Raw genomic sequence first — 15418 nt, 5'->3', positions numbered from 1 at the left:
TACATGGAAGACAACAGACAAAATATAGGAAACAAGGGGAAAACGTTCCCGCTTCCTCCTAAAAAAAACGGTAAAAATACTGCGTGGAAGAAGTGGGTCAAATTCATTTGGGTTGGCTTTATTGCAGTAGTTTTAGGGATTTCAGGACTTTTCTTTGCGGTTTCCCAAGGTTTTCTTGGTGAAATGCCGGATGTAAAAGAACTTGAAAACCCCGATATTTATGTGGCATCGCAGATTATTTCTTCAGACGGAGTTGTTTTAGGCAAATTCGAAAAAGAAAAAACACAGCCAGTAACCTATCAGGAGCTTCCTCCTCATCTTATTTATGCACTTCAGGCTAAAGAAGATGAGCGATTTAAGGAACATTCTGGTATTGACCTAAAATCTATTTTAAGAGCTGTAAGATTTGGTGGTGACAGAGGTGGTGGTTCTACCATTACCCAGCAACTCGCAAAGCTATTGTTTACTAAAGAACCTTCTAGAAATCCTGTAAAAAGAGCGATTCAGAAACTTAAAGAGTGGGTAGTAGCAGTAAGTCTTGAAAAAAGATATACTAAAGAAGAAATCATCACTTTGTATTTCAATAAGTTTGATTTCACTTACAATGCCAATGGTATTGAGATGGCTTCAAAAATCTATTTTAATAAATCCGCAAAACAGCTTACTTTACCTGAGGCTGCTGTTTTCGTATCGATGTTAGAAGCTCCCATTGCCAATAATCCTTTGAGAAATCCCGACAGAGCAAAGAGAAGAAGAGATGTTGTGCTTTCTCAAATGCTTGATACAGGATACGTAGATCAGTCGACTTATGAAAAAGCAATAGGAACCCCGATAACCACAGAATATACACCTATTAAGAATATTAATGACAATCATTCTGCTTATTATAAATTTTATCTGAAAAAAGAAATCGACAAATATTTAGGTGACTATGAGAAAGAAACAGGCAAGCAATTAAATCTTTATAAAGACGGTTTAAAGATTTATGTGACTCTTGATTCCAAAATGCAACAGTATGCTGAAGAATCAATCAAAGAACACTTAACAGATCTTCAGAAAAGATTTGATGCAGAACAAAGAGGAAGAAAAAACAGACCTTTCTACCTGATTTCCGACAAGCAGGCAAATGGTATCATGATGCAGGCGGTAAAAAGAACCGGACGTTACAAACAACTTGAAAGAGCTGGTGTTCCTGAAGATTCTATCCTGATGGAATTCCATAAACCTATAAAAACTTCTCGTTTTACTTGGGCAGGCGAAGAAGAAGTTGAAATGTCACCTTGGGATTCTATCAGATATCACAAACAAATTGCACAGGCAGGATTGATGTCAATAGTTCCCGGAACCGGTGAAATTAAAGCATGGGTTGGAGGAATTGATTGGCAACATTTCCAGTACGATCACATTAAACAAGGGAAAAGACAAGTAGGATCTACATTTAAACCTTTTGTTTATGCCACGGCTATTATGAAATTAGGTTTAACACCTTGCTCTACCATCTCAAATGCAAGTTTTAATAAAGGAAGTTATCATGTTCCTGGGAGAGGAGGAATGCTTACGCTGAAAGATGCTTTAGCTCATTCTCAAAACCCTGTAGCATTAAGACTTGCTGAAATGTCTGGAACCCAGAGTGTCATACAAACTGCAAGAGATCTGGGTGTAACTGAAGAAATTTCCACCAGTTTGCCAATGGCATTAGGTGCTTCTGATATTACCATTTATGAAATGGTGGGTGCTTACAGTACTTTTGCTAATTATGGTAACTATAATAAACCTGAGATGATCTGGAGAATTGAAGATGCCAACGGAAGAGTGATCAAAGAAGTAAACGGAGAACCGAAAGAAGTAATGAATCCTAACTACGCTTACACAATGATTGAATTGATGAAAGGGGTAGCACAATTTGGTACCGCTTCCGGAGAATTAGGAAGAAAAGGAATATCAAAGGATGTAGAAATAGCAGGTAAAACTGGTACTACACAGAACAACTCAGACGGTTGGTTTATGGGGATTACTCCAAAACTCGCAACCGGAGCTTGGGTTGGCTGGGAAGACAGAGCTACTCACTTTTGGGGAACTGGTGAAGGACAAGGAGCGAAAATGGCATTACCAATCTGGGCGATTTACATGAAAAAAGTCTGGGCAGATAAATCGCTTAAGATTTCTCCAGATGATAAATTTGTGAAACCTGGCGACTGGAAAGACGGATGCTCCAATCTTCAAGGACTAAGCGGTGGGTATGGTGATGACGGCGGACTACAAACCATCGATCAAATCAAAAATCCTAAACCTGCAGACCCTACACCAAAAAATAATTCAGGTAAAAAAGAAGACAATGTCAACGAAAATCTGAATACAGGAGAAGAAATAGATTTTAATAAATAAAAATCTTATAACAATCATAAGACCTTTCAATCACTGAAGGGTCTTTTTTTTGAACTCATTTTCATAAATTTGAATTATGAATCTTCAAAACATCAAACAACCGTTCATCGAAAATTTTCCAGGAGATTTTTCTAAAAATCCCATTCAGAGAAATACACCAAAAGTATTATTCTCAATCATTGATCCGGTAGGATTTGCTGAGCCGAAATTAATTGCTTTTAATGAAAAACTTTCTGAAGAGATCGGTTTAGGAAAATTTGAGGATCATAATCTTGACTTTCTTGTGGGGAACAACTTACCTGAAAACATAAAAACTTATTCAACCGCCTATGCAGGTCATCAGTTTGGAAACTGGGCCGGACAACTCGGCGACGGAAGAGCCATTCTTGCCGGGGAAATCGAAAATGAAGCAGGAGAAAAAACCGAAATCCAATGGAAAGGTGCGGGAGCAACTCCTTATTCAAGACACGCGGATGGAAGAGCAGTCTTAAGATCATCTGTGAGAGAGTACCTGATGAGTGAAGCAATGTATCATTTGGGAATACCCACAACTCGGGCATTAAGTCTTTGCTTCACCGGAGAAAACGTAGTTAGAGATATGATGTACAGTGGAAATCCGCAGGAAGAGAAAGGTGCAGTTGTCGTAAGAACGGCTGCAAGTTTCTTACGTTTCGGACATTTTGAATTGATGTCTGCTCAAAAGGAAATTGATACATTACAGAAACTCACCGATTTTACGATTAAAAATTATTTCCCGGAAATTACTTCTGAAGGTGAACAAAAATATAAAGACTTTTTCCGGTCGGTTTGCACAAAAACGGCAGATTTGATGATTGAATGGTTTAGAGTTGGTTTTGTACATGGAGTGATGAATACGGATAATATGTCAATTCTTGGATTAACAATCGATTATGGTCCTTTTTCTATGATGGACGAATATGATCTGAATTTTACTCCAAACACTACAGATCTTCCTGGTAGAAGATATGCATTCGGTAAGCAAGGTCAGATCTCTCAATGGAATCTTTGGCAACTCGCCAATTCACTTTTTCCATTAATAAAAGATGAAAAATTTCTTGAAGAAACCTTAAATTCTTACGGAACTTATTTTTGGGAAGCGCATGATCAAATGCTTTGTAAAAAATTTGGGTTTGATCAGCTCTTGGAATCTGATGAAGAATTTTTCAGTAATTGGCAGGGTTTGATGCAGGAACTTCAATTAGATTATACTTTATTTTTTAATCTATTGGAAAGATTAGATGAGGTTTCGGATTTAAAAGCTGATATTCAAAAAATATCTTACATTATTTTAGATGAGTTTAAAGTAAAAAAGCTGGAGAATTTTATCCAATTATACAAAAAGCGATTGGATAACAACACCATTTCAAAAACGGAATCTTTAGATTTAATGAAAAGAAACAACCCGAAATTTCTTTTGAGAAACTATCTTTTATTCGAGTGCATCGAAGAAATCAACGAAGGAAAAATTGAAATGCTTAATAAATTGACTAAGGCTTTAGAAAATCCTTATGAAGAAATTTTTCCAGAATTTTCGGTAAAGAGACCTTCAAACTATGATGATATCAGCGGATGTTCAATGCTTTCTTGTAGCTCATAAAATAATATGAATAAAATTATCATAATATTATTATTTTAAGTAATTTTATCAAAAAAAATATTATGAAAAAAGTTTTACTTTCTTTAGGCATTTTATCTTGTTTTTCTATAAATGCACAGACATTACTATCAGAAACCTTCGAAGGAGTTACATTTCCACCAACGGGATGGAGCAGATCTAACACGAATCCCGCACGAGCTTGGGATTTTACACCAATAGCACTTGGTACTGCAGCACCTGATTTTTTGATCACTGGGACTAAATCTGCTGGAATTAATTTTATTGCAGGTGCAAATACTGCTAATTTAGTGAGCCCTTCCTTTAGTTTAGTTGGAGCAACATCTCCTACTTTAAAATTTAAAGTAGTGGTTGGCTATTCATATATGATACTTCTTAACGCTGGAGATTTACTCGCACAAATTTCAACTGATGGCGGATTAACTTGGAGCAATTTATGGAATGAAGATACTGAAACTGGCTTTATAAGTGATGGTGATGGTAACAACAATACAGACCTTTATAATCTTAATATAGTTTCTAAAACAATAAGTTTATCATCTTATATTGGACAGTCAAATGTTAGAATAAGATTTCAATATGCAGGAGATGACGCCGATGGTGTTTCAATTGATGATGTACAGGTTGTAGCTGGAACCCTTGCAACTGACGAAGTTTCAAAATCGCAAACTACAATTTTCCCTAACCCTACAAAAGGAGAAATCAACATCAAGACTGATAAGAAAATAAAATCTTCAACAGTATTTGACCTTTCAGGTAAAGTATTATTGCAGGCAACTTCAGAAAAAGTTAATATTAGTTCTTTCACTAAAGGAACCTACTTATTAAAAGTTGAGTTCGCTGATGGAAGCACAAAAACTGAAAAAATTATGAAAGACTAATTTATTCTCAGATATAAAGTATAACTCACCCTCATCGGTGAGTTTTTTTATTTTATTTTTGCACAAAATTAATCCTGTGTCTGTACAATCAAAATTTATAAACTTCCTTAAAATTGTTTTTCCATCAACCTTTATTGAGTTGGGTCTTTTCGTTTTCTTTTTATTAGCGTACGGAGTTTTGGGATCATATATTGCAGTCAATTACAGAATAATTTTTGACAGCAGAATTCCTTGGGATGCTTACTTTAGTTTTGATAATAAAGCCATCATTATGACTGGCGGAAGTTTTGAAAGACATCCTTTATCTTATTATTTTTTCAATTGGATGCGAGATTCTGTCTTGTTTTTCACCAATGGAAAAATGGATGTGAATTTCAGACTGATTTTAGCATGGCTAAGTAATTTTGTTATAAGTTTAAGCTTAGTTCAGGTCTACAAGTATTTAAACAACATCATCAGACTTCCTTTGTTTTTAAGTTTACTGATTGTCTTCTTTTTCAGTTTGTTTTCAACAAACATTCTCCTTTCATTCACACCGGAAACATACACATACACGCTATTTCTACTGGTTTTATACAATTATTACACTGCCATTAAATTTAAAAAAGACGGGAGAATTGCAGGTTCAGCACTCATTCTTGCGGGAGTAACAATCGGTGGATTGACTGTGACAAATATTGTGAAAATCTTCATCCCCGTTATTTTCGAAAAAGGGTTATTCAAAAGCTGGAAAAAATTTGGGAATGCCTCATTCAGAGTACTCCTTTCTTGCCTTGTATTTATACTTTTATACCTGAATCGGATCGATTTTAAATATCAAAATATTCTTGCAAAATCTGGTGAGCAATATGAGAAATTCTCCAATGTGAAGTCAACACCGATTTGGGATATGATTTATTCCTATTTTTTTGGAGGAAATATCCTTTTTCCAAGCTTTTTTATCCGTGAAAAGCATAATATGAAAGGTTTTTATTTCAAAGCTATTTTCATGGAGGTATACTCTACTGCTTTTGCATATCTATTTATCGGTCTGATATTGGGATTTTTATTGTGGAGTTATTTTAAGAATTTCAGGAATAAATTGGTGCAGATTCTCATGCTTTCGTTTTTGGTAGATATTGTCATTCACTGTATCTTCAGATTTGGACTTCATACTTCCTACATCTACGGCGGACACTTTGTTTTTGTTTATCCTATATTGTTTGGATGGCTGTTTTTTGCGTATAAAAATTCACCAAAAATACTCTCTTTTCTTACGACAGCAACAAGTATTTTTACCTTTTATCTATTGCTAAACAATTACCACAGAATGATTGATTTTTTTGATTTTCTAAACACATATTATCAATAAAAAAGCGCAGAAAAGACATCTTCTCTACGCTATTATTTATATTTTCTAATCTTTATTTTGCTTCAGCACAGAAAATTCTGTATTGCACGGCCATAGCAGATTTGAAATATTCTTTTACTCTTGAAAGATCTGCAGCGGCACTTTGTTTGGTAAAATAGCTTCCTGCCAAAATCTTGTAGTTGGGTCTTAGGGAAGCATCGGTTTCTACTTTCAGATTTGGAAATCTTTTTCTGAAGTATGCTTTCACTTCATTCGCCTCTTCATTGCTCTTTACTGTTGTTATCTGAATTTTAAATCCTAAGATTCTCGGATTTTTTCTGCAAACTTCAGCATTGGTTAGCTCCCTGTTGGGAACAAAAATCTTCGCAGGTCTTGTTGGGGTTTCATAATCTGTGGTAGAATTATTCACAGCAACTCTTGCGCATTTTTCTTCCAGACCGCTCATCACGTCATTTACACGTGAATCCATAGTCATTACCAGCTCAGTTCCAGATAATGTATCTCTCTTTACAACCTGTTGGGCATCAACGCTATAAAAACCAAAGAAAGAAAGCATTGAAAATATTTTGATGAAATTTCTCATTTAAACTTGTTTCTGCAAATTTAGAATAATTTAAAAATACAGCAACCATAGTTATTTAGAATAGTTACAAATTATACGTTGATGACATTTTCCCCTCTGTATATACCGTTAAATTCCTGTTAAAAATATTATTTTTGCGGAATTGATTACTAATTCAATATTTACTAACATAAGATAATTTAAATGATTAGTTGGAGAAAGCATTATAAAAAAGGGCTGATTGCGATAGGTTTATTGCTATCAACAAGTGCTTCAATTTACGGGCAAGACGGCGATCCTAAAAATGGTGAAAAACTTTTTAAGGCAAACTGTACAGCATGTCACGCGTTGGATAAACAAGTTATCGGTCCTGCACTGAAAGGTGTAGTAGATAGACTTAAAACCGAACAAGGACTTGATACAGATTGGCTTCATAAGTGGATTAAAGACAACAAAGCACTTAGAGCTTCTGGCGACAAGTATGCAAATGAGGTCTTTGAAAAATTTAATAAAACTGAAATGTTGGCGTTTCCTAATCTTACAGACAAGGATATTGACGATATTTTAGCGTACACCACAAATCCTCCTGTTGAAGAGCCTAAAGTAGATACAACAGTACCTACTCCAGGAACTGCTAATGCAGCACCTACAAATAATACGACTTCAAGCATTGTAATTATTTCACTTCTGGCAATTGCCGGTTTACTGGTTTGGATCTTAGTCAAACTAAGACAATTGGTAAAATTAGGTCAGTCTGATGATTTGGCTGGGCTTAATGAAACAAGAGTAAAATCTTTCAGTGAAATCTATGAAAAATACCACTACATCGGTAAGGGTCTTTTGGCTGTTTTAGCCCTTTTAGCAACTTACGGTGTGTGGAACTGGATCATGTGGATCGGTGTTTATAAAGGGTACAAGCCTGAACAACCTATCTACTTCTCTCACAAAATTCACGCTGGCGAAAATAAAATCGACTGTCAGTTATGTCACTCAAGTGCAAAATACGGTAAGGTTTCTGAAATCCCTTCTATGAACGTTTGTATGAACTGTCACAGAACAATCTCTGAGTACAACGGTAAATACCTTGAGCCAGGAAAAGACAAAGCATTCTATGACGGAGAAATCCAGAAGATTTATGCTGCAACGGGATGGGATCCTGCTAAACAGCAATACACAGGTAAGACAACTCCTGTAGAATGGACAAGAATTCACAATATGCCGGATTTTGTTTACTTCAACCACTCTCAACACGTAGTAGCAGGTGAACAAGCGATTATCAATTCATTCAACAAGAAAAATCCTGACAACAAGATTGATGTTGTGTGTAAAGCATGTCACGGAAAAATTGACACAATGAATGTGGTACAAATGGCAAACGACTTCACTATGGGATGGTGTATCGAATGTCACAGAACTACTGAAGTTGATATGAACAACGGTTATAATAAAGAATACTTCAAAAATCTACACGAAAAGCTTAAAAAGCAATACCCTCAAGATGGCGGTAAAATTACTGTAGATGCGATTGGAGGTCTTGAGTGTGGTAAATGTCATTATTAATAACTAAAAAATCAGAAGTATAAATGGCTTCAAACAAAATACAATTTAGAAGTATTCACGAACTTAAAGACCCTGCCCTAAACGGTAAGCTGGCTCTTAAAGAGTTCCAAGAAGAAATTCCGGTAGAAGATTTCTTAGGAGATGCTGAGAAAAGTGATGCTAGTACAACAAGAAGAGATTTCTTGAAGTTATTAGGTTTCTCAACCGCAGCAGTTACTTTAGCAGCTTGTGAGGCTCCGGTAATCAAAACAATTCCTTATGTGGTAAAGCCGCATGATATTATTCCGGGAGTTCCTAACTATTACGCTTCAACATATTTTGACGGTTTCGACTTTGCAAGTGTTTTAGTAAAAACCAGAGAAGGAAGACCAATCAAAATAGAGCCGAACCCTGCAGCTGGCGACTTAGGTAAAACCAATGCAAGAGCTCAGGCAAGTGTACTTTCTCTTTATGATAACGATAAAGTAAAGCAACCAAAACTTGACGGTAAAGACGAAACTTTCGATAAAGTAGATGATTTTGTAATCAAAGGATTAAATGAAGCAGCAGCTTCAGGTAAAAGAATTGTTTTATTATCTCACTCTTTTGCTTCGCCTACGTTCAAAAAATTATTTACTGAATTTAAAGCTAAATATCCTACCGCTGAACTGGTAACTTACGATGCAATTCCTTACGCTGCTTCTTTGGATGCTGCACAGGAAGTATTCGGACAGAGAGCTTTACCTGTTTATGACCTTAAAGGTTCTGAGTTGGTAGTTTCTTTCCAGGCAGATTTCTTAGGAGAATACAATGCTGCAAGTTTAGAATCTTCTTACGCCGCTGCAAGAAAACCGGGAGCAAGCATGTTGAGACACATTCAGGTGGAATCAAACATGTCATTAACTGGTGCTAATGCAGATTCAAGATACAGATTAAAGCCAAGTGCTGTAAACAAAACTTTAGTTGAAGTTTACAACGCAATTGTTGGAGGTGGCTCTTCAGATAAATTAGCAAACGAAATTGCTAAAGAAGTAACTGCAAAAGGCAGCAAAGCTGTTGTTTTCGCTGATGGTTCTAAAGGTGCTCAGGTTTTAGCTCACTTAATCAACCAAAAATTAGGTTCAGTAGCTTTCACTGGTAAAGCAAACTTCCTTAAAGAATTTGACAAAGCAAGATTTGAAGAATTTTTAGGTTGGGTAAATGGCGGACAGGTTGGTGTATTAATTACAAACAACGTAGACCCTATTTATTCTCACCATAAAGGTCAGGACTTCAAAAAATCTTTAGCTAAAGTTCCTTATGTAATTGCTGTAGCAGACAAGAAAAACGAAATGTATAAAGCAGCGAAAGCTGTGATTCCTGTAGCCAACTGGCTAGAATCTTGGGGTGATATGGAACCTCAGTCAGGCGTTTATTCATTAATGCAACCTACGATCCAGAAAATCTACAAATCTAGACAGATCGAAGAATCTCTATTGGTTTGGAAAAATGGAAAGAACAATGCAGCAAACAACTATTACGATTATTTAAAAGTGAGTTCAGCTTCTGTATTAGGAGCAACTTCGTTCAACAAAGCTTTGTATAATGGTATTGTAGCTTCTAACAATGCAACTACTTTATCTTACGCTGGCGGAAACGCTGCGCAGGCTGTTGCTGAATTAGGAAACTTTAAAGCTTCAGATTTAGAATTAGTTTTATATACAAAGACTTCTATTGGAGACGGAACTCAGGCAAACAACCCATGGTTACAGGAATTACCGGATCCGTTGACAAGAATGTCTTGGGATAATTATTTGACAATTTCTCCCAAAGATGCTCAAAGATTAGAAATAGAAAATGACCTGAATGCAAGAATGCAGTTAGACGGTTCTCTAGTAAATCTTACAGTAAACGGAGTAACAATAAAAGATGTTCCTGTATTTATTCAGCCAGGTCAGGCAGACGGATCAGTAGGTCTTGCGCTTGGTTATGGTAAAAAAGATTCAGGAGCAACTGCAGATACTGGGGTAAATGCTTATCCTTTATTTGATGGTTCAAACCTTGCCATTTCTAATATTAAGATAGAAAAAACAGGAGAAAACCACGAATTTGCAGGTATTCAGCTTCAAAATACACTGATGGGTCGTTATGACATTGCTAAAGAAGTTCCTTTAAAGGAATACTTAAATGTAGCATTTGATGACGAACACCATGGATGGAATAAGCCATTGGAATATCACACCATCAGCGGTGCGTTACCAGCAGGTAAAATTGACCTTTGGGATGCATTTGATGATACAGACGGTTCATCACTTTAACTTATCGGTTGACTTGAACTCTTGTACTGGTTGTGGAGCATGTATTATTGCTTGTCAGGCAGAAAACAACGTTCCTGTTGTTGGTAAAGAAGAGATCAGAATGTCTAGAGATATGTATTGGTTGAGAATTGACCGTTACTATTCTGCTAAAGAAAAAATTGAGACTAAAGAAGGTGTAGAAAGAGGATTGAATGTTCCTCAATTGTATGACATCTTGATTGAACCAAATGAAAGTCCTGATGTAATTTTCCAGCCGGTAATGTGTCAGCATTGTAACCACGCTCCTTGTGAAACTGTATGCCCAGTAGCGGCTACTTCACACGGTAAGCAGGGTCAAAACCACATGGCTTACAACAGATGTATCGGAACCAGATATTGTGCAAACAACTGTCCGTACAAAGTGAGACGTTTCAACTGGTTTACTTATAACCTGAATGATAAATTTGATTTCAATCAAAATAACGATTTAGGAAGAATGGTACTTAACCCGGATGTTGTTGTAAGAACAAGAGGGGTTATGGAGAAATGTTCATTATGTATCCAAAAGACTCAAGCTACGATCTTAGAGGCTAAGAAAGAAAACAGAAAAGTAACAGATAATGAATTTAAGGGTTCCGTTGCTTGTGCCGCAGCTTGTCCTACAGGATCACTGACTTTCGGAGACATGAATGACAAAGAATCTGAAGTGAGAGAATTATATTCTAGCAACAGAAGATACTATTTACTTGAAGAGATCGGAACAAAACCAAACGTGTTCTATCACACTAAAGTAAGAAACAGAGCAGAAAATTAAAGTTTAAATAATAAATAGGTAAAAAATGTCAGGACATTACGAAGCTCCGATAAGGGAACCTCTGATTATTGGTCACAAAACTTATCACGATATCACGGAAGATATTGCACGACCTATAGAAGAAAGAGCAGGAAAATTATGGTGGGTATCACTATATGCAGCCTTAGTTCTTTTCATCTACGGATTTGGCTGTATCGCCTACACTATCGGGACAGGTATTGGAGCATGGGGGCTTAATAGAACTATTAACTGGGGTTGGGATATTACCAACTTCGTATGGTGGGTAGGTATTGGTCACGCCGGAACCTTAATCTCAGCAGTATTATTATTATTTAGACAGCGTTGGAGAATGTCTGTAAACCGTTCGGCGGAAGCAATGACGATTTTTGCAGTTGTACAGGCAGCAATCTTCCCGGTTATCCACATGGGTAGAGTTTGGGTAGGATATTGGGTATTTCCTCTTCCTAACCAGTTTGGTTCTCTTTGGGGGAACTTCAACTCTCCTCTACTTTGGGACGTATTTGCAATCTCAACATATTTCTCAGTGTCAACAGTATTCTGGTTTATGGGATTGATTCCTGACTTTGCAATGATCAGAGACAGAGCAAAAACTCCTTGGACAAAGAAAATTTATACCTTCCTTGCCTTCGGGTGGGGTGGAAAAGCAAAACACTGGCAGAGATTTGAAGAATTGTCTTTGGTACTGGCAGGTTTGGCAACTCCACTAGTATTCTCGGTACACACTACGGTATCTTTTGACTTTGCTACTTCAGTGATCAAAGGATGGCACTCTACGATCTATCCTCCTTACTTCGTTGCAGGAGCAATCTTCTCAGGATTTGCAATGGTACAAACGCTATTGTTAATCGCCAGAAAAGTTTGTCACCTGGAAGATTATATTACAATGTATCATATTGAAATTATGAACATCGTAATCATCTTAACCGGTGGTATGGTAACTGTAGCTTACGGAACCGAATATTTTATCGGATGGTATTCTGGATCAAGATTTGAAGATTTTACTTATCTTTCTCCGGGTGCTGCAACAGGACCTTACTGGTGGGCTTTCTGGGCATTGATTACTTGTAACTTGATTATCCCTGCATTATTCTGGTTTAAGAGAATAAGAACAAATATTATCGCAACATTTATCATTGCATTAATCATCAACATTGGTATGTGGTTTGAGCGTTTCGACATCATCGTTATCAACCTTTCAAGAGATTACTTGCCAGGATCTTGGACGATGTTTAAACCAACCATTATCGACGTAGGTGTATATTTAGGAACGATCGGGTTTTTCTCTGTATTATTCTTACTATACGCAAGAACGTTCCCTGTAATTGCACAGGCCGAATTAAAATCGATTTTGAAAATCTCAGGTGAAACTTATAAAGCAAAAGAAGGAGATGAGCACCACTAAAATTGTATACGGACTTTATGCAGATGACGACGATCTTATGAACGGAGTTAGAGCATTCAACGATAAAGGAATCGCAATAAACGAAGTTTATACTCCATTCCCGGTTCACGGGCTAGATAAAGCTTTAGGTTTAAAGAAAACAAGAATTTCTGATGCTGCATTTATCTACGCTTTATATGGTGTGAGTATTGGCGCTACAGTTACTTGGTACGTTATGAATCATGACTGGCCTCAGAATATTGGTGGTAAACCAGCTTTTGATTGGGCTCACAACATGCCGGCATTTGTAGTTCCAATGTTTGAACTAATGGTATTCTGTGCTGCGCACATGATGTCTTTAACTTTCTTGGTTAGAAATAAAATGTATCCAGGTGCACCTGCTCAGAACCCAGACCCTAGAACCACAGACGATAAATTCATGATGGAATTTATTACTGAAGATGTAGAATCTATTAAGCAGCTGCTTGTTGATACGGGAGTTGAAGAAATAACTGTAAAAGATGCTTAAAATGAAAAGAAATATTTTAAAAATAACAGCAGTTTTAGGTTTAGCTTCAGTTTTACTTAATTCTTGCGGACCAAAAGATAATACCCCATTGGTATATTTTCCGGATATGTACTTTCCGGTAGCTTACGACCCTTTAATGAAAGCTGAGATTGCATATTCAGATCATGAAAATGAGATTCCTGCATTTGTAAAAAATAACGGTGCTACAGGTCTTGGCCCAGTGGAAGGCTCTGTTGCTCAGAATAAAGACGGTGTTTTTGCAGAAAATAAGCTTCCAAAAAACCCGGATGAATATAATGCAGGTTATGATGCTTCAAAATCATTATCTTCTTCTCCTCTGAACCCAGCTAATGCTGCCAAAGATATTGAAAGAGGTAAAATATTATTTGATCATACTTGTTCAGCTTGCCACGGAACTGGTGGTGACGGACAAGGACCAATCGTGCAAAGCGGAGCATACTCTGGTGTACCCAATTATGCAGACAGAGAAATCACTGTAGGTTCTGTACATTATGTAATAACAAACGGTAGAAATGCAATGGGTTCTTATGCAGGACAATTAAACGCTGGTGACAGATGGAGAGTTGCAATGTACGTGATGAATGCTTTTAAAAAAGGCGCAGTTCCGGCAGCAACTACAGCAGCAAAAACAGATTCTACCGCAACTAAAAAATAAGAAAAGAAATGTATAGTTTTTCACCAAAATTAAAATCAACTTCTATAATACTTCTTGTTGTAGGTTTAGTTCTATTTGGAATTGGTTATTTTATGAATCATGGAATAACTGCAGAAAAAGTTGAACACATGATGGAGGCAGTTCATTCTGCTGGTCACGATGCACCTACACATTCTAGTGAGATGATAGGCAGCTCAGGATCATGCTTCTCATCTTGAGCATGCAACAATGCAGATTCACAATCAGCCTTTGGCAGCAATACATTTCGTAGCAGTATTTTTCTTCGGAGTAAGTTGTGCAGTATTATTTTTCTACTGTATTCAGCATGCAGCCCATGCAGGATGGCCAATTATTATTACAAGAGTAATGGAAGCTATTGCTTCTTACATCCCTTATGGTGGTGCTATTTTAGTAATTCTAATGCTACTGAATATCTTCCACCAAGGTCACTTATTCCACTGGATGGATCCGGATTTAACAGATCCAAATTCTGCACATTTCGATGTCATCTTGTTTGAAAAGAAAAGATTTTTAAATATTCCTTTCTATGCAATCAGAACATTGATCTATGTAATCGGAGCATCATTCTTCGCATGGAAACTGAAAGCACAATCTAAAAAAGTAGATGATACGAAATCTCTGGTTGAGTATCAGTTCCTTTACAGATGGGCAGTAGGATATATCGCATTCTTCGGGTTTGCTTCTGCAGCTTGGGCTTGGGACTGGTTGATGTCTATTGACCCTCACTGGTATTCTACAATGTATATCTGGTATTCTATGGTTAGCTGTCTTTCCAGTGGTATTGCAGTAATTATTTTACTTAGTGTTTATCTTAAGAAAAACGGATTCTTGCCACAGTTCAATGACAATCACTTGCACGATTTAGGAGTTTTCCTTTTTGCTACAAGTATGCTTTGGACGTATACATGGTTCGCACAGTTTATGTTATATTGGTATGCAAACGTACCGGAAGAGGTTAATTATTTCTTCGGAAGATTCCAGCACTACGGTGTAACATTCTTACCGATGTTGATTATCAACTTCTTATTACCACTATTGGTATTGGTAAGTTCAAGCATTAAGAGAAACTATAAAGTGGTTACTATTATGGCGGTTGTTGTAATCTTAGGTCACCTTTTAGATTATTTCAATATGGTAATGCCGGGAACGGTTGGTCCTTACTGGAATACTCCTGAAGTTCTTCTGTTAGTATTGGGTGCTATTTTATTTGTTGTAGGATTATTTATCTTCACAGTAATGTCTGCATTGGCTAAATTGAAATTAATTCCGACAGGTAACCCTTACCTTCACGAATCTGAAATTTATGAGTATCCTTTCTAAGCACTTATAAACAAAATAAAAACTTA

Annotated in this window: 9 protein-coding genes and 2 pseudogenes; 10 read left to right on the top strand and 1 reads right to left on the bottom strand. The window is 36.7% G+C overall.

All coding sequences use genetic code 11. The features are described from left to right. Positions 1 to 3 precede the first annotated feature (3 nt). The 4 genes from ACZZZA_RS05535 to ACZZZA_RS05520 all read left to right on the top strand — a co-directional run bounded on the left by ACZZZA_RS05535 (position 4) and on the right by ACZZZA_RS05520 (position 6253). The gene (locus ACZZZA_RS05535; protein ID WP_463430194.1) at positions 4 to 2385 is read left to right on the top strand and encodes a penicillin-binding protein 1A; all 2382 of its coding nucleotides are present in this window, start codon (positions 4 to 6) and stop codon (positions 2383 to 2385) included. Between the two features lie 76 nt (positions 2386 to 2461). Continuing rightward, positions 2462 to 4003 (top strand): protein adenylyltransferase SelO, encoded by a 1542-nt coding sequence (locus ACZZZA_RS05530; protein WP_463430193.1) that lies wholly within the window; start codon positions 2462 to 2464, stop codon positions 4001 to 4003. A 62-nt stretch (positions 4004 to 4065) separates the two neighbouring features. Continuing rightward, positions 4066 to 4902, top strand: coding sequence for a T9SS type A sorting domain-containing protein (locus tag ACZZZA_RS05525; RefSeq protein WP_463430192.1), 837 nt, complete (start codon positions 4066 to 4068; stop codon positions 4900 to 4902). Between the two features lie 76 nt (positions 4903 to 4978). Beyond that, the gene (locus ACZZZA_RS05520; RefSeq protein ID WP_463430191.1) at positions 4979 to 6253 is read left to right on the top strand and encodes a DUF6080 domain-containing protein; all 1275 of its coding nucleotides are present in this window, start codon (positions 4979 to 4981) and stop codon (positions 6251 to 6253) included. A 52-nt stretch (positions 6254 to 6305) separates the two neighbouring features. Here the strand turns inward: ACZZZA_RS05520 and ACZZZA_RS05515 are convergent, their stop codons facing one another. After that, positions 6306 to 6836 carry an SPOR domain-containing protein gene (locus ACZZZA_RS05515; protein ID WP_463430190.1) on the bottom strand — a complete coding sequence of 177 codons (531 nt, stop codon included), beginning with the start codon at positions 6834 to 6836 and terminating at the stop codon, positions 6306 to 6308. A gap of 183 nt (positions 6837 to 7019) precedes the next feature. Between ACZZZA_RS05515 and ACZZZA_RS05510 the strand changes: the two genes are divergently transcribed. From ACZZZA_RS05510 to ACZZZA_RS05485, 6 genes and pseudogenes are all read left to right on the top strand, one after another. Next, a complete protein-coding gene (locus tag ACZZZA_RS05510; RefSeq protein WP_463430189.1) occupies positions 7020 to 8375 on the top strand; it encodes a c-type cytochrome in 1356 nt (451 codons plus the stop codon). A gap of 23 nt (positions 8376 to 8398) precedes the next feature. After that, positions 8399 to 11444: pseudogene (locus ACZZZA_RS05505) on the top strand (TAT-variant-translocated molybdopterin oxidoreductase). Between the two features lie 25 nt (positions 11445 to 11469). After that, positions 11470 to 12867 (top strand): NrfD/PsrC family molybdoenzyme membrane anchor subunit, encoded by a 1398-nt coding sequence (gene nrfD, locus ACZZZA_RS05500; RefSeq protein ID WP_463430188.1) that lies wholly within the window; start codon positions 11470 to 11472, stop codon positions 12865 to 12867. Next, complete coding sequence (locus ACZZZA_RS05495; RefSeq protein WP_463430187.1) at positions 12854 to 13375, top strand: DUF3341 domain-containing protein; 522 nt, start codon at positions 12854 to 12856, stop codon at positions 13373 to 13375. The genes nrfD and ACZZZA_RS05495 overlap by 14 nt, the downstream gene beginning before the upstream one ends. Continuing rightward, entirely contained in the window at positions 13368 to 14051 is a 684-nt protein-coding gene (locus ACZZZA_RS05490; RefSeq protein ID WP_463430186.1) for a c-type cytochrome, read from the top strand. The genes ACZZZA_RS05495 and ACZZZA_RS05490 overlap by 8 nt, the downstream gene beginning before the upstream one ends. 8 nt (positions 14052 to 14059) lie before the next feature. After that, a pseudogene (locus ACZZZA_RS05485) lies at positions 14060 to 15392 on the top strand (quinol:cytochrome C oxidoreductase). Positions 15393 to 15418: the final 26 nt, after the last annotated feature.

The organism is Chryseobacterium sp. AC405b (genome assembly GCF_979258685.1).
Note: the sequence above shows the minus strand (reverse complement) of the source record. Positions and strands in the feature narration are given on the sequence as shown.